Annotated in this window: 20 protein-coding genes and 1 other annotated feature; of the genes, 4 read left to right on the top strand and 16 right to left on the bottom strand. The window is 51.2% G+C overall.

Annotated elements, in window-relative coordinates; translation table 11 throughout:
• The first annotated feature begins 62 nt into the window (after positions 1–62).
• A complete protein-coding gene (locus KNP67_RS01625) occupies positions 63–596 on the top strand; it encodes an HD domain-containing protein (RefSeq protein WP_021066949.1) in 534 nt (177 codons plus the stop codon).
• A 71-nt stretch (positions 597–667) separates the two neighbouring features.
• Here the strand turns inward: KNP67_RS01625 and KNP67_RS01620 are convergent, their stop codons facing one another.
• The 5 genes from KNP67_RS01620 to KNP67_RS01600 form a co-directional block, all read right to left on the bottom strand.
• On the bottom strand, positions 668–1,618 hold the full coding sequence (locus tag KNP67_RS01620) for an ABC transporter ATP-binding protein (protein WP_021066948.1): 951 nt from the start codon (positions 1,616–1,618) through the stop codon (positions 668–670).
• The gene (locus KNP67_RS01615; RefSeq protein ID WP_021066947.1) at positions 1,618–2,691 is read right to left on the bottom strand and encodes an ABC transporter ATP-binding protein; all 1,074 of its coding nucleotides are present in this window, start codon (positions 2,689–2,691) and stop codon (positions 1,618–1,620) included. Before KNP67_RS01615 ends, KNP67_RS01620 begins: the two co-directional genes overlap by 1 nt.
• A gap of 24 nt (positions 2,692–2,715) precedes the next feature.
• Positions 2,716–3,741 carry an oligopeptide ABC transporter permease gene (gene opp3C / locus KNP67_RS01610; protein WP_021066946.1) on the bottom strand — a complete coding sequence of 342 codons (1,026 nt, stop codon included), beginning with the start codon at positions 3,739–3,741 and terminating at the stop codon, positions 2,716–2,718.
• Positions 3,741–4,667 carry an oligopeptide ABC transporter permease gene (gene opp3b / locus KNP67_RS01605; protein ID WP_021066945.1) on the bottom strand — a complete coding sequence of 309 codons (927 nt, stop codon included), beginning with the start codon at positions 4,665–4,667 and terminating at the stop codon, positions 3,741–3,743. The genes opp3C and opp3b overlap by 1 nt, the downstream gene beginning before the upstream one ends.
• Positions 4,668–4,969: 302 nt before the next feature.
• Positions 4,970–6,586: a peptide ABC transporter substrate-binding protein gene (locus tag KNP67_RS01600; protein ID WP_029595786.1), complete on the bottom strand. Its 1,617-nt coding sequence runs from the start codon at positions 6,584–6,586 to the stop codon at positions 4,970–4,972.
• A 272-nt stretch (positions 6,587–6,858) separates the two neighbouring features.
• Here KNP67_RS01600 and KNP67_RS01595 point away from each other — a divergent pair, with 272 nt between their 5' ends.
• Both KNP67_RS01595 and trpS read left to right on the top strand, forming a co-directional pair.
• Positions 6,859–7,227 (top strand): DUF3899 domain-containing protein, encoded by a 369-nt coding sequence (locus KNP67_RS01595; protein WP_214755758.1) that lies wholly within the window; start codon positions 6,859–6,861, stop codon positions 7,225–7,227.
• A 46-nt stretch (positions 7,228–7,273) separates the two neighbouring features.
• Positions 7,274–7,481 (top strand) — a binding site (T-box leader).
• Positions 7,482–7,528: 47 nt separating this feature from the next.
• The gene (trpS, locus tag KNP67_RS01590; protein WP_021066942.1) at positions 7,529–8,530 is read left to right on the top strand and encodes a tryptophan--tRNA ligase; all 1,002 of its coding nucleotides are present in this window, start codon (positions 7,529–7,531) and stop codon (positions 8,528–8,530) included.
• 117 nt (positions 8,531–8,647) lie between these two features.
• Here the strand turns inward: trpS and KNP67_RS01585 are convergent, their stop codons facing one another.
• From KNP67_RS01585 to greA, 6 genes are all read right to left on the bottom strand, one after another.
• Positions 8,648–10,306 (bottom strand): peptide ABC transporter substrate-binding protein, encoded by a 1,659-nt coding sequence (locus KNP67_RS01585; protein ID WP_214755757.1) that lies wholly within the window; start codon positions 10,304–10,306, stop codon positions 8,648–8,650.
• A gap of 203 nt (positions 10,307–10,509) precedes the next feature.
• Positions 10,510–12,042, bottom strand: a complete 1,533-nt coding sequence (locus KNP67_RS01580) for a peptide ABC transporter substrate-binding protein (protein ID WP_214755756.1) — start codon at positions 12,040–12,042, stop codon at positions 10,510–10,512.
• A 66-nt stretch (positions 12,043–12,108) separates the two neighbouring features.
• A complete protein-coding gene (fabF, locus tag KNP67_RS01575; protein WP_214755755.1) occupies positions 12,109–13,341 on the bottom strand; it encodes a beta-ketoacyl-ACP synthase II in 1,233 nt (410 codons plus the stop codon).
• Complete coding sequence (locus KNP67_RS01570) at positions 13,338–14,297, bottom strand: beta-ketoacyl-ACP synthase III (RefSeq protein ID WP_214755754.1); 960 nt, start codon at positions 14,295–14,297, stop codon at positions 13,338–13,340. Before KNP67_RS01570 ends, fabF begins: the two co-directional genes overlap by 4 nt.
• Positions 14,298–14,372: 75 nt before the next feature.
• Positions 14,373–15,077, bottom strand: a complete 705-nt coding sequence (gene mtnN, locus KNP67_RS01565) for a 5'-methylthioadenosine/S-adenosylhomocysteine nucleosidase (RefSeq protein WP_214752776.1) — start codon at positions 15,075–15,077, stop codon at positions 14,373–14,375.
• A gap of 55 nt (positions 15,078–15,132) precedes the next feature.
• Positions 15,133–15,606, bottom strand: a complete 474-nt coding sequence (gene greA, locus KNP67_RS01560; protein WP_138859707.1) for a transcription elongation factor GreA — start codon at positions 15,604–15,606, stop codon at positions 15,133–15,135.
• Positions 15,607–16,265: 659 nt separating this feature from the next.
• On the opposite strand from greA, the gene KNP67_RS01555 reads away from it, so the two are divergent.
• Positions 16,266–17,399: an RNA-guided endonuclease TnpB family protein gene (locus tag KNP67_RS01555; protein WP_214755753.1), complete on the top strand. Its 1,134-nt coding sequence runs from the start codon at positions 16,266–16,268 to the stop codon at positions 17,397–17,399.
• A 99-nt stretch (positions 17,400–17,498) separates the two neighbouring features.
• On the opposite strand, the gene udk is transcribed toward KNP67_RS01555, so the two are convergent.
• The 5 genes from udk to ruvX form a co-directional block, all read right to left on the bottom strand.
• Positions 17,499–18,134 (bottom strand): uridine kinase, encoded by a 636-nt coding sequence (gene udk / locus KNP67_RS01550; protein ID WP_214719530.1) that lies wholly within the window; start codon positions 18,132–18,134, stop codon positions 17,499–17,501.
• A gap of 16 nt (positions 18,135–18,150) precedes the next feature.
• Positions 18,151–18,792, bottom strand: coding sequence for an O-methyltransferase (locus KNP67_RS01545; RefSeq protein ID WP_214719531.1), 642 nt, complete (start codon positions 18,790–18,792; stop codon positions 18,151–18,153).
• 66 nt (positions 18,793–18,858) lie between these two features.
• Entirely contained in the window at positions 18,859–20,001 is a 1,143-nt protein-coding gene (mltG, locus tag KNP67_RS01540) for an endolytic transglycosylase MltG (protein ID WP_214752774.1), read from the bottom strand.
• A 71-nt stretch (positions 20,002–20,072) separates the two neighbouring features.
• On the bottom strand, positions 20,073–20,372 hold the full coding sequence (locus tag KNP67_RS01535; RefSeq protein WP_021066932.1) for a DUF1292 domain-containing protein: 300 nt from the start codon (positions 20,370–20,372) through the stop codon (positions 20,073–20,075).
• Between the two features lie 13 nt (positions 20,373–20,385).
• Positions 20,386–20,808, bottom strand: a complete 423-nt coding sequence (ruvX, locus tag KNP67_RS01530) for a Holliday junction resolvase RuvX (protein WP_214752772.1) — start codon at positions 20,806–20,808, stop codon at positions 20,386–20,388.
• Position 20,809: the final 1 nt, after the last annotated feature.

The raw sequence follows: 20,809 nt of genomic DNA, 5'->3' as shown, positions 1-20,809 counted from the left end.
TTCCTATCTCATTCCCGTATAGTTAATAGAAATAACCTTTGAAATCACCAAGGAGGAGAGCGATGATGAGAATTACGTTAGAGACGATTATGCAACACCCGGTCACCCAGAAATACTTGACCCGTTCTGGCTTGAAACACGCCGTCGATGTGTGTGAACGCGCTCTCGAATTGGCGACGCGACGAGGCCTCGATACGGATTTAGCGACGAAAGCCGCCCTGCTCCATGACATCGGTCATTATGAATGGTACACCGAAGGAAAATGGAATTATGATTTGTATCGTCAAAACGATATCCATGCCATTAAAGGCGCCGAACGTGCCCATAAGCTGTTGATTCGTCTCGGCGAAGACCCGGCCCGCGCGAAAGAGATCTCGGTCATGATATTGCTTCACACCGACTCCTATTTGCCGCCCAACCGGATTCAACGGACGCCACTCCAACAGCTCGTTCACGATGCGGACACGTACGTCGAACAGCCTGGTGGATTGCACCACTATGAGACGATGGATATCGAAGACGCCCTGGCCCGCGTCCGCTTGATTGACGCGGTTGTCGACCGGCTCTCGAATTTGCCACGCATCTCAAACGCCTGACACCGTCATCATGGACGGTGTTTTTTTGTACGAAAAAAGTCCCGAATCCATCTGGATTCGGGACTTTCCTATTATACGAGTTGTACTTTGTAAGCTTCGTACTCTTCGTCTGTCATTGAGACGAAGTGGCCTGGCTCGACTTCGCGGAGTGGCGGGATACTTGAATCCTCATCCGAACGTCCGACGGCACCGAGCGACTTCGACTCATACACAATGCGTTTACGTGTCCGCTCATGCTCAGGATCCGGAAGTGGGATTGCTGAGAGAAGTGACTTCGTATAAGCGTGGAGTGGGTTCTCATACAGGCGCGCTGCAGGAGCGAGCTCGACGAGGTGACCTTGATACATAACACCGATCCGGTCCGAGATATACTTGACCATCGACAAGTCGTGGGCGATGAACAAGTACGTGAGGTCACGGTCGCGTTGCAATTCTTTCATCAAGTTGACGACCTGGGCTTGAATCGATACGTCGAGAGCCGAAATCGGCTCATCAGCGATGATGAAGTCCGGTTCGACTGCGAGAGCGCGGGCAATCCCGATCCGCTGACGCTGACCGCCCGAGAATTCGTGCGGGTAACGGCTCGCGTGCTCTTTCGTAAGACCGACTGTCTCGAGAAGGTCATAGACGCGGTTCATCCGGTCTTCTTTCGTCTTGGCAAGACCGTGGATATCGATGCCTTCGGCGATGATATCAGCGACGGTCATACGCGGGTTGAGGGATGCGTATGGATCTTGGAAAATCATTTGCATCGCTCGGTTGAACTTCAATTTTTCAGCGGTGCTCTTCTTGCCGTGAACGTTCTCACCTTTGAAGATGACATCCCCGTCAGTCGCATCGTAAAGTCCGATGATGGTACGACCTGTCGTCGATTTCCCACATCCAGACTCCCCTACGAGTCCGAGCACTTCACCTTTATAAATATCGAACGAGATGCCGTCGACCGCTTTGACGACGCGGCCTCGGCCGATTTTAAAGTGCTGCTTCAGGTCTTTTACTTCGAGTAATTTCTCGCGTTCCATTATTCAGCACCACCTTTCAAAATCGATTTCGCGAACGCGCTGTCCGGACGATACTTGAGCGCAAGATCACGGATTGCTTTCGGCGGGCTCACTTGTGGGGCTTGTGGGTGCAATAGCCAGCTCGCCGCATAGTGTGTGTCGCTAATTTGGAACATCGGTGGTTCTTTTTCAAAGTCGATTTTCATCGCATACGGGTTACGTGGTGCGAAGGCATCGCCTTTCGGTGGGTTGAGTAAGTTCGGCGGCGTACCCGGGATGGCCGGAAGTGCCTCGTTCGGGTCATCGGATGGACGCGGCATCGATCCGAGTAGTCCCCATGCATATGGGTGACGCGGCTCATAGAAGATCTCATCGACCGTTCCCTTCTCGACGATTTTACCAGCGTACATAACAGCAACGCGGTCTGCCATGTTCGCAACGACACCGAGGTCGTGCGTGATGAAAATGATCGCTGTGCCCGTCTTTTGCTGGATGTCTTTCAATAACTCTAAAATCTGAGCTTGAATTGTTACGTCGAGGGCCGTCGTCGGCTCATCGGCGATCAATACTTTTGGGTTACATGCGAGCGCGATCGCAATAACGATCCGCTGACGCATCCCACCTGAAAGTTGGTGCGGGTATTGCTTGAGGCGTGCCTCAGGGTTTGGAATCCCAACGAGTGTGAGCAATTCAAGCGTACGCTTCTTCGCATCCTCACCCGTGAGTCCTTGGTGTTGCTTCAATCCTTCGGCGATCTGTTTGTAGATCGTCATCGTCGGGTTGAGCGATGTCATCGGATCTTGGAAGATCATTGCGATATCGCGTCCACGAATTTTAAGCATTTCTTTTTCCGACAACTTCGCCAAGTCTTTACCTTCGAACAAGATTTCTCCATTCGTGATTTCACCTGGCGGGTTCGGAATGAGACGCATAATCGCTTTCGATGTGACGGATTTACCAGAACCCGATTCACCAACGATGGCGAGCGTCTCGCCTTTTTTCAAATCAAACGATACGTTGCGAACGGCTTGTACTGTTCCAGCATACGTATGGAACGAGACCGCTAAGTCTCGGACAGATAAAATCGTTTCCATGCACGAGTCCCCCTGTTTCTATAATTATTTACGCATTTTCGGGTCGAACGCATCACGCAAGCCATCGGCGAGCAAGTTGAAGCTGACCATGAGCAAGACGATGATGATTGACGGGATCACGAGCAAGTACGGGAACGTCCGTAGCTCTTTGTATCCGTCGTTAATCAACGTACCAAGTGATGCTTGTGGCGGTTGAAGTCCGATCCCGATGAAACTAAGGAATGCCTCGAAGAAGATGGCAGATGGAATCGTGAACATAAGTGTGATGATGATGGCGCCGAGCGTGTTCGGAATCAAGTGTTTGAAAATCAAACGAGTACTTGAAGCGCCGAGTGTACGGGCAGCCAAGACGAACTCTTGGTTCTTCAATTTCAAAATCTGACCGCGGACGAGTCGACTCATCCCGATCCAGCCGGTGATGGCCATCGCCAAGATGATGGTGAAGACACCTGGGTCAAAGATCAAGATGAACAAGATAATCAAAATCAAGTTTGGTACACCAGTCAAAATCTCAACAATCCGTTGCATGATGTTATCCGTACGGCCTCCGAAGTAAGCCGAGATACCACCATAGGCGACACCGATAACCGTATCGACGATTGCGGCCATTAAACCGATGAAGAGTGAGATACGTGTACCTTCCCAAACACGTGACCAAAGATCACGGCCGAGGTAGTCCGTACCGAACCAGTAGTTCTCTTCGACGTTCTTTTGTTCATAGAAGTCGATTTCACGGCCACCGAGGTTAGCCATCCCGTCTAACCCTGCCCACTCAAGTCCTGTGACTTTAGGTGGAAGTTTCGCTTGCGAGATGTTTTGCGTATAAGCGTCACGACCAGACAGCATCGGGCCGAATAGAGCGAGCAAGACAAGAATGACGATAATCGATAACGACAAGATGGCCGCTTTGTTTTTCTTTAGGCGCATCCAAGCATCTTGCCAGAAGTTTAGACTTTTACCAGCGATTCGTTCAGCGAGCTGTTCGTTCATTTCGACACGTTGGAACATGTCTTGGTCAAACTGCTCGAAGTTCTTTTTGTTTTCAATCATCAGTTATTCCCCCCAAGACGAATACGTGGGTCAACGACTCCGTAGAGCAAATCGACAAGTAGAATGATAATAATGAACAGGCCAGAGAAGAAGAGCGTCGTGCCCATGATGACCGAGTAATCATTCAACGTAATAGATGTGACGAACAATTCACCTAAACCAGGTACCGCAAAGATTTTTTCGATGACGAACGTACCTGTCAATAGACCGGCCGTCATTGGTCCGAGGATTGTGATTGCTGGAATCATCGCGTTACGCACCATGTGTTTCCAGACGATCGCATTCCCGGTCAACCCTTTCGCTTTCGCGAGGGTGACGTAATCTTGTCCGGTAACTTCTAACATCTCGGTCCGGACGAAACGAGCGATAGACGCCGTGACCCCGAGTGAGAGCGAGATGGTCGGTAAAATCGTATGCGCCGGGGAATCCCAGAACGCAACAGGGAGCAATTGCAACTTAACCCCAACGTAGTACTGGAGAAGTGCTGCAAAGACGAACGATGGGACAGAAATCCCGATTACCGAGATGAACATCGAACCATAGTCGATGAACGTATTATGACGAATGGCTGCCACGATCCCGAGCAACAATCCAACAAACGTCCCAAGCACAAGTGCTTGAATACCTAGTTGAGCTGAAGGACCGATTCGTTCCATGATCAAATCCGTCACTGGCCGGTTGGCCGTACGGAACGATACACCGAGGTCCCCTTGCACAAGGTTTCCTAAGTAGGTCGCATAACGAACTGGAAGCGGATCATTGAGTCCGTAGCGGTCGTTCAAGAGTTGAATTTGTGTCTCTGTCAATTTCTCCTGGTTTTGATACGGCGAACCTGGAAGCAGGTCCATCAGGAAAAACGTGAACGTCGCAATCAAGAAGAACGTGATGAGGCCGTAAGTCAGCCGCTGAAGAATATAACGTCCCATAAATAAATACCCCCTGTTTTTCTAATGTGTCTATGCTTGCACCAACAGCGTCACTATGACATATTTCCCTTTTCATAAATTCACAAAATGAAAGGAATTTTCTGAAAGAATAGGTCAAACGTCATCTCAAGGCTCTTAGCACAGCACATGAAAATCGAAGAATCCTTAGTTTGTAAAGTATTCTGAATTTTCACTGTTACTACATTATACTTTACCAACAAAACTTTTGAATAGTTTTTTCTCTAATTTCTGATTTTTTTTTAGAAAAGGGGGGACATGCGTGGTGCATGCCCCCTTCTCATTTAGTTGATATCGACGTATTTGTACTGGTAGTCAGCACCGAATAGTTGACGGTTGAAGTTTTCGACGTTCGGACGGAGCAAGTAAGCGACACCCGCTTGGTAAAGCGGCATGATAGCTTGGTCTTGTTCAATCAAGAGCGTTTCTGCTTCTTTAAACTTGTCATAACGCGCATCGATTGCTGTTTCAGCTGATGCTTCATCAATCAACTTATCGTATGCTGCCGACTTGTAGTTGATGTCGTTTTGACCGTTGTCAGATGTGAAAATACCAAGGTTCGTGAGTGGATCTTGATAGTCAGGTCCCCAAAGGGCGAATGACATCTGATACTCTCCGTTCGCTTCGAGTTCGAGCTTGTTGTTGAACGGTTGTTGTGAGATGTTCACGGTCACGTTCGGCAAGTTCGATTCGAGTTGGCCTTTCATGTACTCTGAGATTTGTTTTGCTACTTCGCTATCGAATGAGAGAAGTTCAATCGTGACAGCTTCGCCGCCAGTCGCTTCTTCCCAAAGTGATGCCGCTTCGTCAGCGTTCGTCTCAAAGTGTGTTACGCCTTCTGCATAATCCGTTCCGTCTTCATACTTGATGAATTCTTTCGGGACGAACGAAGTCGTGGCGATTGAACCGTTGTTCAACAACTGATCGATAATCCCGGTTGGGTCGACCGCACGAGCGACTGCTTTACGGGCGTTGACGTCAGCAAAGAGTTCATCTTCATGGTTGAACTTGAAGTAACCGACTGTTGAACGAAGACCTGTGCTGTAGTCGTCGTTCTCTTGGAACGCTGCAACTTGTTCAGACGAGAGGCCGGCGTAGTCGACTTCTCCTGCTTCATACAAGTTAACGACTGTCGATGTGTCTTTGACGACGCGAACGTCGACTTTCTCTAGAGCTACATTCTCAGCATCCCAGTACGATTCGTTTTTCGTCAACACGTATCCTTGCTCGCGATCCCACTCCGACCAAGTGAATGGACCGTTGTAGATGTGGTTTTCTGGAGTCGTCGAGAAGTCTGCGCCTTTTTCAGTGGCGAACGCTTCGTTGATCGGTGTGAACGTACCGAACGATGTGAGTGAGATGAACGATGGGTCTGGACGCTCGAGTGTAACTTCAAGTGTCTTCTCATCGATTGCCTTCACACCGAGTTCTTCTTTAGGAAGTTTACCCGTGTTGATGGCTTCGGCATTTTTAACTGTGTTCATGATGTACGCGTATTGTGAACCTGTTTCAGGATCCACGGCGCGTTGCCAAGCATAGACGAAGTCGTTCGCAGTGACAGGTTCTCCGTTTGACCATTCCGCGTCACGAAGTGTGAACGTGTAGACCGTTTCGTCTTCACTCACTTCTGGTTCTCCTTCAGCGATGGCTGGAACGGCATTTCCTTCCTGGTCAAGACGATAGAGACCTTCCATCGTGTTGGCGATCAAGTTGAACGCCACAGCGTCCGTCGCGAGCGCCGGGTCAGCTGTTGTAATGTCAGACGTGTCCGTCAAGCGGAGAATCTTTTCTCCGTTCGAAGACGAACCGCCGTCAGAGTCTCCGCCAGTCGAGCAAGCGGCGAGCACTGAACCGAGTGCCAAGATGAGTGTCATCATGAGCAGAATCGATTTTTTCTTCATTGCGATGTCCCCTTTCTGAATCGTGAAGCATGGCGTTTCGTCGGACCGTAACATCTTACTTTTTCTTTAATTTTCTGAATATTTCATTTTGTATCCGACGAAAGAACGTTAGGGCTATTGTAAAAAATTTTTAATCAAACTGTCAACTCCCCAATAAACCGCTGTCATTTTTAACACGAACTTCTCGCCATATATGTGGCACAACAGGTATCATAGAGCCATAGGGCGGATGACTCGATGGAGCGCATCCACGCTGAAAGGAGTTTGTCACATTGAAAAATTTTAGAAGTATATTAATCGTTTGGGGAATTGTCACAATTGCCTACACCGTTTGGTCGAACTTGTCATACTACCAAGACGAGACGATCGGGTTCCATTTGAGTGGCGGCTTGTTCGTGGCCGGTATATTCGTCTTCGCGGTCGGGATGTTCTCTCATATGGGTGCCACCGGATTATTTGACGGGTTCATGTACGGGTTCAAACGCAATCGTCGGGCCAAGTTGAAAGAAATCGACCCTGACTACGAAGAAGACGAAGAAGCCTCACCAGAAGATCGAGCCGACCAAAGACGATCGGCGTGGCGTTGGGTGTACGTCGGTGTCGCGAGCGTCATTCTTTCCTACGTGATCACGCTCGTTTGACCTTCCGATTTCGCGGTCGATATGCTACACTATGGCTAGAACAATAGGAAACACAAGGAAGAAGACAAGTACCTCGAATCCCCTTTCCCCCAGAGAGTCTACGTTGCTGCGAGTAGATGGAAAGCGTCGAGCGAATGGACTTCGGAGTGGCTCGCCTGAACGATAGTACGGCGAGACGGTCACGCCCGTTAACGCGATCAAGTGGCATGAGTTTCATGCAAATTTGGGTGGCACCGCGGTTATTCGTCCCGATTTATCGGGCGGGGAACCGCGGTTTTTTATATTCTCTGGAGGTGCAATCATGGCAAAAATCTTTTCTGGCATTAAACCGACCGGCGTCGTCACGCTCGGCAACTACTTAGGCGCGATGAAACAGTTCGTCGAGCTGCAGGAAGAACACGAAGCGTTTTACTGTGTCGTCGATCTCCATTCAATCACGGTTCAATTGGACCGCGTCGAGTTGATGGACAACACGCGCAAACTTGCGGCTCTCTATCTCGCTTGCGGTCTCGACCCTGAGAAATCGACGATTTTCGTCCAATCGGAAGTGAAGGCGCACGCCCAACTCGGATGGATGTTGACATGCATCGCCGGCATGGGTGAACTGAGCCGCATGACGCAGTATAAAGACAAATCACAGAACAGTGAGAATATCGGCGCTGGCCTATTCGTCTATCCGACCTTGATGGCAGCCGATATCCTCTTGTACGGCACGGAACTCGTCCCGGTCGGGGATGACCAAAAACAACACGTCGAATTGACGCGTGATTTGGCCGAACGCTTCAACAAACGATACTATGAGACGTTCACGATTCCTGAGCCGCTCATTCAAAAAGAAGGCGCGCGCATCATGAGTTTGACGAACCCAGTCAAAAAGATGTCGAAATCAGACGCGAACGCGAAGGGCTTCATCTCGATGCTCGATGAGCCGAACGTCATCCGTAAGAAAATCAAGAGCGCGGTCACGGACTCGAGCGGTGTCATCAGCTTCGACCGTGAGAACAAACCGGGCATCTCGAACTTGCTTGAGATTTACTCGCTCTCGACCGATACCCCGATCGATGATCTCGTCGAGCGCTACAAGGATTCGAATTATGGAACGTTCAAGCAAGACGTCGCCGAAGCGGTCGTCGCCATGCTTGAGCCAATCCAGAATCGCTATCACGAACTCGTCGACTCAGCTGAGCTCGATGCCATCCTCGATGCGGGCCGTGAGAAAGCGGAAGCCGTCGCCAACAAGAACCTCGCCAAAATCGAGAAAGCGATGGGACTCAACCGGAAACGGGCCAAAGTGAAGAAATAACGTTTAGCCGCCCTTTGCATGCAAGGTGCGGCTTTTTTTGTACGGTATATTAACTTCATCTGAAGGCACAAAAAAAGAGACAGGCGTCCCTGTCTCTTTTCGTATGCGTGTTGTTTCTTATTGCTCTTTGCCTTCGATGAATGCCCACTTGTACGAGTAGTCAGCGCCGAACGCGTGTTCAACGATGTTCTTAACGTATGGCTTCGTGAGGCGAGCCGATCCACGTTGGTAAACTGGTGAGATCGCGTTCTCTTCAAGAACGATTTTCTCTGCAGCTTGAAGGTCAGCCCAACGCTGTTCAGCATCTGTGCTTGATTTCGCAGATTCGATGAGTTTGTCGAATTCTTCGTTCGACCACTTACCACGGTTGTATGGTCCGTCAGTGACGAAGAGGTCAACGAATGTCATTGGATCCTGGTAGTCAGGGCCCCATCCAGCGAATGTCAACTCGAACTCACCTTTGTTCTCAAGGTCAAGTTTGTTGTTGAACGGTTGTTGCTTGATTGTAAGCGTAATGCCTGGAAGGTTCTTCTCAAGTTCACCTTTGATGAACTCACCGATTTGCTTCGCAGATTCTGAGTCATAGTTGAGGAGCTCGATTTCGACAGAGTCTTGACCGATTTCTTCAAGTCCTTTTTCCCAAAGTTCTTTCGCTTTGTCCACATCGTAGCCGCCGATGTCGCCGTTCGCTTCACGGAAGTCTGCGCCGTCTGGTCCAGTTACGAAGTCTTTTGGTACGAGGAAGTTGGCAGGGATTGAACCGTTCGCAAGGAGCGTTTCAGAGATCGCTGCTTTATCGTATGCCGCGTCGATCGCGTTACGGATGTTTTGGTTGTCGAGTGCTTCAACCGCAGTGTTGAACTGGAGGTAGAAGAGTGTTGGCTCAAGGACAGTCGAGAAGTCTTCGTGGTCTTGGTATTGAGCAACGAGTTCAGAAGTCAAACCAGTGCGGTCAACGTCGCCGTTTTCGTACAAGTTAACACCTGTTGAAACTTCTTTAACGACTTTAACGTTGATTTCGTCAAGTTTGACGGCTTCAGCATCCCAGTAGTCGTCGTTTTTGACCATTTTCCAGCCTTGCTCGCGCTCCCAGCTTTCGAGTTTGAACGGTCCGTTGTAGAGAGTTGTCTCTGCAGATGTACCGAAGTTCTCGCCTTGCTCTTTGTCGAACGACTCAAGTTTAGGCATGAATACGCCGAAGCTTGTGAGACCGAGGAAGTACTTAGCTGGTGCAGTCAATTTAACTTCAAGTGTCTGCTCATCAGTAGCTTTGACGCCGACAGCGTCCCGCTCACCTTCACCTGTGTTATAGGCTTCAGCACCTTCGATGATTGACATAACGTAAGCGTATTGTGATGCGTTGTCCGGGTTAAGGACTTCTTTCCAAGCGTATTCGAAGTCGTTAGCCGTTACAGGCTCGCCGTTAGACCAAGTTGCGCCTTCACGGATTTTGAACGTGTACGTTTTCCCGTCTTCAGAAACTTCGTGTGACTCCGCGATCCCTGGTGTCGGGTTATCTTCGTCGTCCATACGATAGAGACCTTCGTTAACGTTGTTCAAGACGTTGAATGAAACTGCGTCTGTTGCAAGCGTTGGGTTAAGTGAAGGGATGTCAGAACTATCGAGCAAGTTGAGGACTTGCTCCTCGTCTGCGCCGCCTTCAGAACCTTGATTTTTTGATGATGTCTCTTCTTCCCCACCCGAGCAAGCTGCTAGGAATGCGCTAGATAGAAGCGTTACCGACGTTGCTAAAGCAAAACCTTTTTTCTTATTCATTGCGATGACCCCCTGATTTTTTTCGGTTTAACGAAATGAACGATGGTAGAAAATTCAGATATCTCACTTTACAAAATTTGCTACCACAATCCCGTTGAAGCAATAATACAATATTCTGATAATTTTGCAAAGTGTTTATTTTGATTTTTCTAAAAAATTTTTATTATAGGCTAAAAGCCCGCCTAGGGAGACGGGCTTTTAGCTCATTTTTCATAAACTTTAGAAAAAGTTAGGACGTACGAAGGACCGATGACCGGAAAACCGATTTCCGCATATTTGGAATCGACTGCGTAAGATCTTCCAGCTTGGTAGATTGGGATAACGACAGCTTCTTCCAACAGCCGTTTTTCCGCCTGTCGATACGTCTCGTTCCGGTCCGCAAGTACTTCTGTCGAGCGGGCCTCATCCATCAAACGATCGAACGTTTCGTCCGTGTATCCGCTCGAATTCAAATAGTTATTTGTCTCGAATTGGGTCAAATAGGCACTGAATGCCGGGTAGTCCGGTTGCCACCCTGATAGTGACAACGCGTAATCGCCTGCGACTTCTTTCCTAACTTTGTCACCGAGCGGCAACTCGACGACGTTCACTTGAAGACCAGGAAGTTGTTCAAGCTCTGTTTCAATCGTCTGGGCGATTTGTCTCGCCTCTTCATCGACAAAGCTGAGCAACTCAATCTCGATTTCCTCTTCTTCGAGCCGATCAAGCACGTCTGCGAACAGTGTCGCCGCCTCTCCTTCAAGCGTCGGCTCCGTCTCCGTTTGATCGGTGACGAGCAATCGTTCTGTCGTCCGTTCGGCTCTTGCGAGTGACCCTTCCACTGCTTCGCGATCTAAGGAGAGCGCGAGCGCGCGTCGGAAATCGGCATCATCGAACGGATACTCGTCGACGTTCGGTTTTAAATAGAAGACGCCGCTTCGCGGAACATCAACGAGCTTACCTTCGAGTGATTCGATTGTCCCCTCGTCCGTGCCGTAAGGGATCGGGTGAATACCGTCGGGCTCTGAACTTAGACCTTCATCCGCCCAGATGATAACCTTTTCGAGCGTGACGCGATCTGCATCATAATAATCCTCGTTTTTTATCAACGTCGCCTGGGCCGCGTCGATTGACTCGATTTGAAACGGTCCGTTCGCATCAAGCTCTTGCCATTCGCCGACCATCGTCTGCGGCAGAAAGGCCGGCATCGCTAACATCTGCTCGAACCCTTCCATCGGCCGCTCGAGCGTCAGCTCAAGTGTCTGTTCGTCAATCGCTTTCACGCCGAGCGTCTCTGGTTCTTTCGTCCCGAGACTGATCGCTTTCGCGTTCAATACATCTCCGAGGAGGAAACTGAACGGGGAATTCGTATCGTCATCGGCGAGCATGCGAAAATGCTCGACGAACGTTTCAGCCGTGATCGCATTTCCATTCACAGTTTGACTTGCCTTCAAGTTAAACGTATATGTCGCCCCGTCCTCGGAACGCGTCATCGTCTCAACGAGTCCCGGTTCAATCTCACCGTTCGCTCCGAAGCGATACAATCCTTCATAAATATGCGATAACACAGTTTGCGAACTCGGATCGATCGCGAGCAGTGTGTTCGGCTGCTCCGGCAACGTCTCTCCATGGATCGTCACGATTTGTTCTTCTGGTGGTAGTAATTCTCGTGCCTGCTCTCGTTGTCCGTACCAAATAACGAAAAAAAGGATAAGGACTGAACCCAACAAGGCGGCACCGATGAAAAATCGTTTCATCTGGCATTCTCCTCTCTGTTAGACCAACCCTTATACCCTACCCGTTTTTGTCACTTTTTTCTACTATTAGTCTTTCACTTTCGCGAATGCGAGCGTCGCGTTGTGGCCCCCGAAGCCAAGCGAGTTGCTCAGTGCGTACTGGATATCAAGTTCCCGATTTCCATCACGGACATAGTCTAAATCGCAATCATCAGCTGGTGTCTCACAGTTGATCGTCGGATGAATCCGTCCCTCATGAATCGATAGCGCCGTGATGACGGCCTCGACTCCGCCGGCTGCGCCGAGCAAGTGCCCGATCATCGATTTTGATGAGTTGACGGCCAAGTTGTGCGCGTGGTCACCGAAAACGTTGTGGATCGCTTTCGTCTCGAGCATGTCGTTGAGTGGTGTGCTCGTCCCGTGTGCGTTGATGTATTGAACGTCTTCTGGACGAATTCCCGCGTCACGAAGCGCCTCGTTCATCGCTTTTGATCCACCTTCTGCCTCAGGTGACGGTGCCGTGATGTGGTAAGCGTCCGAACTCATGCCATACCCGACGACTTCCGCATACATTTTGGCTCCGCGCGCTTTCGCATGCTCATATTCCTCGAGAACGAGCACGCCCGCGCCTTCACCCATGATGAAGCCGTCACGGTTCTGATCGAACGGGCGGCATGCCGTGTTCGGGTCTGGATTCGTCGATAGTGCCTTGTTGGCACAGAATCCTGAGAATGAGAGCGGCGTGATTGGTGCTTCGGCCCCACCTGCGAACATCGCGAGGGCATCACCACGTTGGATGACTTTAAACGCCTCACCGATTGAGTTCGTTCCAGACGCACAAGCTGTGACCGAGCAGTTGCTCGGCCCTTTTGCTCCGAGGTAAATCGAAACTTGACCGCTCGCCATGTTTGGAATCATCATCGGGATGAAGAATGGGCTGATGCGACGTGGTCCCCGCTCATGCAAGATGCTCGCTTGTTTGTCGATTGTCTCGACACCACCGATGCCACTTCCAATCCAAATCCCGACGTCGTCCGCAATTGCTTTCACATCTAGACCGCTATCCCGATGTGCGGCGTCAGCGGCTAAAATCGAGTATTGGATGAACGAATCCATCTTACGCGCTTCTTTCGGTTCGACCAAGTGATCGATGTTCCATTCCTTGACTTCTGCCCCGACTTTCGCCGGATACTGGCTAATATCAATCTTCGTTAACGTATCGACTGCATTTTCCCCGTTCAACAGTCGCTCCCACATTGCCGTAACGTCGTTCCCGAGTGGGGAAACGACTCCTAATCCTGTGATGACTACTCGTTTCATGCGTTAATCTCCTCCGTGATGTTAGCGTTATTCCATGTTAGACAACTCGCTCCCCATGTGAGCCCGGCGCCGAATCCGGCGACGACGACCGTCTGACCGTTTGAAATCTTACCGTGCTTGACCGCTTCGGCCAAAGCGAGCGGAATCGAAGCGGCTGACGTGTTCGCATGGTCTTGAATCGTGACGACGACTTTTTCTTCTTGAAGCCCTAGCCGTTCAATCGCCGCGTCGATAATGCGACGGTTGGCTTGGTGCGGCACGAGAACGTCCAGGTCATCAATCGATTTCCCGGCCCCTTGTAGCGCCTCTAGCACGATATCTGGCATTTTACGAACGGCGAATTTGAATACTTCACGTCCGTTCATGACGATTTTACCTTCTTCATTCTCATATAAGAACTTTCCGCCTGTCCCATCACTGCCGAGCACGATCGAATCGATGGCGGCCACTTTGTCTTCACCGAGGACGACGGCACCTGCCCCGTCACCGAACAAGACGGCGGTAGAGCGATCGTCCCAGTCGATGAGGTTCCCCATCTTCTCGGCCCCGATGACGAGCGTCCGTTTCAAGCCTTTCGCCTGCATCATGCTCTTCGCCGTATCCATTGCGAAGATGAAGCCGCTACAGGCGGCACTGACGTCGAAAGCGACCGCTCGCTTGGCTCCGAGGTTGGCCTGAACGAGACACGCTGTCGCCGGGAACGAGGGCGCCGTCGCCGTCGCACAAATAATCGCGTCGATATCTTCAATTGAGACGCCTGCGCTTTGGAGCGCCCGCTCGGCAGCATGTGTGGCCATATCGGCGACCGAGAGATCAGCGTCGGCCAAATGTCGCGCCTCGATCCCGGTGCGGGTCCGAACCCATTCATCGCTCGTATCCATTCGTTTTTCCAAATCGATGTTCGTGACCCGATGCTCCGGAAGGAACGAACCGATTCCAATGATTCCAATGTTCATATTGATGACCCCTATTCTTAGTATCTGGTACTAATATAAGGGAATAAAAAAGGGATGTCAACGCATCCCTCTCGATTATTCACTTTGACCGAGTCGTTTCGTGACGGCCATGACCATTTTTGCCGAGTTGATTGATGCCGTCTCTAAAAATTCGTCGAACGACAAGTTTGCTTCTTCGTCGGCACTGTCCGAGATTGAACGGGTCACGACGAACGGAATCCCGAACTGATAGCACGTTTGCGCAATCGGTGCGGCTTCCATCTCGACGGCCGCGACGCCTTCGAAATGCCCGAGGATGTCGGCGACACGTTTCGAGTCGTTGATGAACGAGTCACCAGTCACGATGAGACCCGTATGCACGTTCACATCATGTAGGCTCTCAATCACTTCTTTGCAAACGTCCATCAGATGAGCATCAGCTTTGTACGCTGCCGGCATGCCTGGCACTTGGCCATACTCGTAGCCGAACGCGGTCACGTCAACATCGTGATGACGGACTTCGGTCGAGACGACGACATCTCCGACTTTCATTCCTTTTTTGAAGCCACCCGCCGAACCGGTATTGATGACGACATCTGGTTTGAACTTATCGATAAGAAGCGTCGTGCCGATGGCCGCGTTCACTTTCCCGATCCCTGACTTCAAAATGACGACTTCGACGTTGCCGAGGTACCCTTCGTAGAAGTGATAGTTAGCGATTTCCGTGTCCGTCCGTTCTGTCAATTCGTTGCGGAGCAAGTTCACTTCTTCTTCCATTGCTCCAATGATTCCAATTTTCATTATAAGTGCCTCCTCAGAAAGAGAGCGACATCCATGTGGAAGTCGCTCATTTGTGTTACTTGATTTCTTTGATTTCGACGACCATGTCGCCGCCTGGCGTTTGCACGTTGACGACATCTCCGACCGTACGGCCGAGAAGTGCTTTTGCAATCGGTGATTCGTTCGAGATTTTCCCTGTGAACGGGTCAGCCTCAGCGCCACCGACGATTGTGTACGTCTCGTTCTCGTTATCTTCTTGAATGAAGAACGTCACGGTCTTTCCGATTGCGACCATCGAGTTATCAGCCACATCGTCTTGGATGATGACTGCGTTACGAAGCATCTCTTCGAGTTGAGCAATCCGTCCTTCGACCATTGCCTGCTCTTCTTTCGCTGCATCGTATTCAGCGTTCTCAGACAAGTCTCCGAAATCGCGGGCAATCTTAATATTCTCAACGACTTCTTTACGGCGCACCGTCTTCAGTTCGTTCAATTCATTTTCGATTTTCGCTTTTCCGTCTAACGTCATGTAATGTTGTTTTTCAGCCATTTCTGTCACTCCTTCATTGTCTCCTAGTATATTACAGAATTTACGAACGGGAAAGCCCATATCCGACACATCCCGTTTTTAAACATGGAATAAACGTGAGTTCGGACGTTCTCCATATCCGACATTCGGTTAAATCTATCGCATAGACACATACAAGTCTCTAAAACACCTTTGTCCACCGACCTTTGAAAATCGAGTCCGGCAGCAGACCGATGATACGATGCTTGTCGTCATGCTAAAGACGCTAAAACATCAAGTAGGCACACCTGTAACGACCTGTGGTAGATGGTCACAGTCCACCAACCTGGGGACCTATAGAGTCTATCTCGGTAGAGGTGATGGCACACTCTCATTTGAAGGCTTGAACAAAACAAAAATGAACTGCGTTCGCACAAGCACTTCAGAATCCCACGGTTTCAATGGTGAGAGTGTCAAAGCTCTTTTAACTAAATTTGGCGAGAATTCTCCCACCTCTAAACGTCGAAGAGGGAAGGCCCAGCGTAGGTGGAAGATGAACCGCCTGCTTGCAAATCCTTTGGATATCCCTGTGACAGATATAACGAACGAAGGTTCGTGATTCTGTCAGATTCTCTCGCCCCCACCGCGGGTATCGGAATGGGACGAGACTCATCCTGACACCGCCCAAAGGAGGGACGGACATGCTGAAGGGCTACAAATACCGGCTCCACCCGACGGCGGCACAGGCCGAGTTCCTGATCCGGACGATCGGCTGCGCCCGGTTCATCTACAACAAGCTGCTCGAGGACCGTATCACCATCCACGAGGAGGCGAAGGCGGGCGGTGGGCCGAGACGGAAACCGCCGACACCCGCCTCCTACAAGCCACTGTTCCCGTTCCTGTGCGAGGCGGACAGCCTCGCGCTCGCGAACGCGAAGCTGCACCTCGATGCGGCGTTCGCGAAGTTCTTCGCCGGGACGGCCGGCTTCCCGGTGTTCAAGTCGAGACGGAAGGCGCACGCGTCCTACACGACGAACAACCAGCACGGAACAATCCGCATCGAGGGAGACCGGGTACGGCTCCCGAAGATCGGGTTCATCCGGTTCACACAGCACCGCAGTTTCAACGGGAAGATCCGATCGGCGACCGTGTCGATGACGAAGACGGGCACGTTCTTCGTGTCGCTCCTCGTCGAACAGGACGACGAGCCGTGGGTCCCCGCCGAGCACAAGGTCGGGATCGACCTCGGCCTCGGGCACTTCGCCGTCACGACGAACGACGCGCTCGTCACGGAGAAGATTGCGAACCCACGCAACCTGCGAAAGGCCGAGGCGCGGCTGAAACGGGCGCAACGCGCGCTCTCCCGCAAGAAGCCGGGCAGCAAGAACCGCGAGAAGGCCCGGCTCCTCCTCGCGAGGAAGCATGAGCAGGTCAGGAACCGGCGCAACGACTTCCTCCACAAGCTGTCGCGACGCATCGTCGACGAGAACCAAGTCGTCGTGGTCGAGACGCTGAAACCGAGGGAGATGATGCAAAACCGCCGCCTGGCGAAATCGATCGGGGACGCCGGGTGGGGCGAGTTCGTCCGCCAACTCGAATATAAATGCAGGTTCTACGGCCGGACGCTGATCAAGGCCGACCCATGGTTCGCCTCGACCCAAGTCTGTTCGAACTGTGGCGAGAACGACGGCAGGAAGGGACTAGACATCCGGGAGTGGACATGCGGCACGTGCGGCGCGCACCACGACCGCGACGTCAACGCGAGCCTCAACCTGTTGCGCCTCGCTGACCGAAACATCCCAGGGCAGGGACTGCCCGACGAGCTTGGTCCATAACCGCGGCTAGTAAAAGCACGGTCTTCCCAAGAAACTCCCACTTCAAGTTGCGAAACAAGCAAGTGGTGAGTAGTTCACATTGAAAACGATTTATTTCCCTTACGCGCGGTTACGTTCTGTCAGCACCCAGCGAATCTTCGTCACGAGCAAATCGATGGCGACAAAGTTCTCTCCGCCTTCAGGGACGATGATATCCGCGTAGCGTTTCGTCGGCTCACAAAATTGAAGATGCATCGGCCGGACGACGTTCGTATACTGGGCGACAACCGAGTCGATTGACCGGCCCCGCTCATTCAAATCACGTTGCATCCGGCGTAAAATCCGCACGTCCGCGTCCGTGTCGACGAATACTTTAATATCCATCAAATCACGGAGACGGTCGTCCTCGAGCGCCAAAATACCTTCGACGATGACGACATCGACCGGTTCAATCAAAATCGTCTGATCCGAACGTGTGTGTGCGGCATAATCATATACCGGCTTCTCAACCGCCTTATGTTCTTGTAACTGTTTGATATGTTCAATCAATAAATCGTTATCGAATGCGAACGGATGGTCATAGTTCGTCTTATACCGTTCTTCCATCGTCATCTCTGACTGGTCTTTATAATACGCGTCTTGCTCGATCATGACGACCGATTGTCCTTTGAACGCATCCACGAGCGCGCGGGCCACGGTCGTCTTGCCTGATCCGGTGCCCCCGGCCACGCCGATAATGACGGGTTTATGTTGCATCAAAGTTAAATCCTCCTCATCGTAATTTACGACTGATTGCTAGGCCATCACCAAGGGGCAAAATTGCAGTATGATAATCGGTCCGTGCCATCAATTGCTCAGTAAACTCTTTTACGAGACGGACGAGCCGGCGGCGGCGGCGGTCAAGCACTGACACGTCTTCGAGCAGGACGTCCCCTCGTAAAAATAAATTATCGCTGTAAATCGTACCACCAATTGGTACTAAAGCGCCATACCCATCAAAGAATTTTTGATACTGGCCTTTGGCCGCATCGATAAAGACCGCATCGAATTCTCCTTCAATCGTCCCAATCAATTCGACCGCATCTCCATGGATGACGGTGATTCGGTCCGACACGTCCGAGCGTCCGATAAAGCCGAGCGCCTCTTCGTGACGTCGCGCATTCCGCTCGATTGTGACGATTTCAGCGTCCGGTAACAGCTCGGCCATCCGAATCGCGCTATAGCCGATGGCTGTCCCGACCTCGAGGATGCGGGCCGGGCGCTGCAACGCCAGAAGCGACAGCAACACTTCTGAACCGGTCAAGTCCATGATTGGCACGTGGTGTTCTTTCGCGAACGCCTCCATCTCCGCCAAGAGCGGGGACCGCGGCGTGACCAAGTTTTCCACGTAACCTTCATAGGATGAATGTTCCACGTCGTACACCTCTTACTCTCTATTCATTCAAACGACCGGAAGCCTAGGCTTCCGGTCGCATATCCGTCAATTGTTGTTTGCTTCTTCGAACGCTTCCCACTCCGGACGGTACTTGTTGACGTTTTGTTGGTGCGCCTCATAGTCCACTTCGAACAAGACTTCCCCGTTCGGGAATCCTTCACGTGGTGGTCGGGCGTAGAAATAAACGTTATCCGTATCGTTCGGGTTGAGTGTGGCGACGAACGCGTCACGACTGACCGAAGCGATCGGCCCAATCGGGATGCCTTCATAGCGGTACGTGTTGTAAAGCGAATCGTTTTGAAGGTCGTTGAACGATGTGAAGATTGACGTCTCCCCGGTGCCGTACCAGACGGTCGGGTCAGACTGCAATTTCATGCCATCGGCTAAACGATTTTCAAACACGCCGGCAATCTCTTGTCGGTCTTCCGTCGACACGGCCTCTTTCTCGACGACCGAGGCAAGCGCGAGCGTCTCATGGAACGTGCGCCCTGAAGCTTCGACTTCACTTTGATACTCGACATAGAGCTGTTCGGTCGGCTTCAACATCTCATCGATAATCTGTGTGAGTGTGACACCTTTGTCGAACTCATACGTGGCCGGGAACAAGTACCCCTCGAGTGGATGATAAATCCCATCGGCGAGTACTTCGTCGGTCAACATCTCATGCTCATTGACGAGCGAGCGGATATACTCCTCGTCGCTCAGCTGGGCCGAAATCTCTTCTTTCGGGATCTCCGCAACTTTAGCGAGACGTGAGATGACCTGGTCGATCGTAAAGCCTTCCGGAATCACCAATTTGATGTCCGGGACGACGATGACTTTCCCGGTCTTCAGCGTGGCGATCAACTCGTCAAGCGACTGTGACGGAGACAATGTATACGTCCCCGCTTGGAACGATGATTCATTTTTAAATCGTGTATAAAAACGGAAAATCGTGCTATTCCTCACGAGCCCATTCTCTTCGAGTAGTTCGCCAATGTATCCTGAACCTGCACCGAGCGGGACCTCGACCTCGACCGATTCGGTCGAAGACGGATCGACGGGTTCGAGCGATCGTTTCACGAACGCATACGACACCGCGGCACCTGTGGCGATAACTAGAAGAAAGACAGCAAGGATGATGACCGTAATTCGCCGAACGATCCGGTTACGTGCACGCTTCTCATCAAACATCGATGGATGGTTCATGCGCATTTCTCCCCTGTTCTTCTGTTATGAAGATGGGCGACGAGGGTTTCCCCTAGCCGCCCGCCCACGTATTAGTCTAATCCTACTTCGTCATTGACGATATCGAACGCTTCCATGACTTCCTCGAAGTCAGCGTCGTCTTCGACGATCTTCAAGACGAACTCTTCGTCTTCAAGTTCTTCGATTTCGAACGCGTATACTTCGATTGTGTCTTCATCTTCCGTTTCCGGGTTACCGACCGGCTCAAGAACGACAAACGTCTTGTTCGTGCGGTCACTCGTCATACGGAAAATTTCTGCGAATAAATGCTCGTCTCCATTTTCATCTGGAATACGGTACATTTCTTCTTCGTTACGGCTAAGTTCTGCCATACGTAATTCCTCCTTATTTGCCTGCGCGATCCAGGTAGTTTTGTAAAATCATGACGGCTGCCATCTTATCGATGACGGCCTTTCTCTTTTTTCGGCTGACGTCTGCTGAAATCAGCATCCGCTCCGCTTGCATCGTCGTCAAACGCTCGTCGACGAGAATCGTCGGCAAACCGGTCGCCTCGGTGAGGGCTGCGGCAAACGCCTGTGACGCCTCGCCCCGAGGTCCGATCGTCGCGTTCATGTTCTTCGGTAGACCAACGACGACTTCTTTCACATCGTACTGCTCAATAATCGGTTGAAGCAGACGGACAGCTTCTTCAAAATCCGGCTCGGTCCAGTAGACCGTCTCCACACCTTGCGCCGTCCATCCCATGAGATCGCTCACAGCGACCCCAATCGTCTTCGAACCGACATCGAGCCCCATGACTCGCTTCATA

The organism is Exiguobacterium sp. s157, assembly GCF_018618205.1.
Classification (GTDB): Bacteria; Bacillota; Bacilli; order Exiguobacteriales; family Exiguobacteriaceae; genus Exiguobacterium; species Exiguobacterium chiriqhucha.
This window is presented reverse-complemented; position numbering and strand designations above follow the sequence as displayed.

What these genes read in the sequence shown, in the direction of transcription:
- KNP67_RS01625 (WP_021066949.1), top strand. Translation starts at nt 63, where the DNA reads ATGATGAGAATTACGTTAGAGACGATTATGCAACACCCGGTCACCCAG.
- KNP67_RS01620 (WP_021066948.1), bottom strand. Translation starts at nt 1,618, where the DNA reads ATGGAACGCGAGAAATTACTCGAAGTAAAAGACCTGAAGCAGCACTTT.
- KNP67_RS01615 (WP_021066947.1), bottom strand. Translation starts at nt 2,691, where the DNA reads ATGGAAACGATTTTATCTGTCCGAGACTTAGCGGTCTCGTTCCATACG.
- opp3C (WP_021066946.1), bottom strand. Translation starts at nt 3,741, where the DNA reads ATGATTGAAAACAAAAAGAACTTCGAGCAGTTTGACCAAGACATGTTC.
- opp3b (WP_021066945.1), bottom strand. Translation starts at nt 4,667, where the DNA reads ATGGGACGTTATATTCTTCAGCGGCTGACTTACGGCCTCATCACGTTC.
- KNP67_RS01600 (WP_029595786.1), bottom strand. Translation starts at nt 6,586, where the DNA reads ATGAAGAAAAAATCGATTCTGCTCATGATGACACTCATCTTGGCACTC.
- trpS (WP_021066942.1), top strand. Translation starts at nt 7,529, where the DNA reads ATGGCAAAAATCTTTTCTGGCATTAAACCGACCGGCGTCGTCACGCTC.
- KNP67_RS01585 (WP_214755757.1), bottom strand. Translation starts at nt 10,306, where the DNA reads ATGAATAAGAAAAAAGGTTTTGCTTTAGCAACGTCGGTAACGCTTCTA.
- KNP67_RS01580 (WP_214755756.1), bottom strand. Translation starts at nt 12,042, where the DNA reads ATGAAACGATTTTTCATCGGTGCCGCCTTGTTGGGTTCAGTCCTTATC.
- fabF (WP_214755755.1), bottom strand. Translation starts at nt 13,341, where the DNA reads ATGAAACGAGTAGTCATCACAGGATTAGGAGTCGTTTCCCCACTCGGG.
- KNP67_RS01570 (WP_214755754.1), bottom strand. Translation starts at nt 14,297, where the DNA reads ATGAACATTGGAATCATTGGAATCGGTTCGTTCCTTCCGGAGCATCGG.
- mtnN (WP_214752776.1), bottom strand. Translation starts at nt 15,077, where the DNA reads ATGAAAATTGGAATCATTGGAGCAATGGAAGAAGAAGTGAACTTGCTC.
- greA (WP_138859707.1), bottom strand. Translation starts at nt 15,606, where the DNA reads ATGGCTGAAAAACAACATTACATGACGTTAGACGGAAAAGCGAAAATC.
- KNP67_RS01555 (WP_214755753.1), top strand. Translation starts at nt 16,266, where the DNA reads ATGCTGAAGGGCTACAAATACCGGCTCCACCCGACGGCGGCACAGGCC.
- udk (WP_214719530.1), bottom strand. Translation starts at nt 18,134, where the DNA reads ATGCAACATAAACCCGTCATTATCGGCGTGGCCGGGGGCACCGGATCA.
- mltG (WP_214752774.1), bottom strand. Translation starts at nt 20,001, where the DNA reads ATGAACCATCCATCGATGTTTGATGAGAAGCGTGCACGTAACCGGATC.
- KNP67_RS01535 (WP_021066932.1), bottom strand. Translation starts at nt 20,372, where the DNA reads ATGGCAGAACTTAGCCGTAACGAAGAAGAAATGTACCGTATTCCAGAT.
- ruvX (WP_214752772.1), bottom strand. Translation starts at nt 20,808, where the DNA reads ATGAAGCGAGTCATGGGGCTCGATGTCGGTTCGAAGACGATTGGGGTC.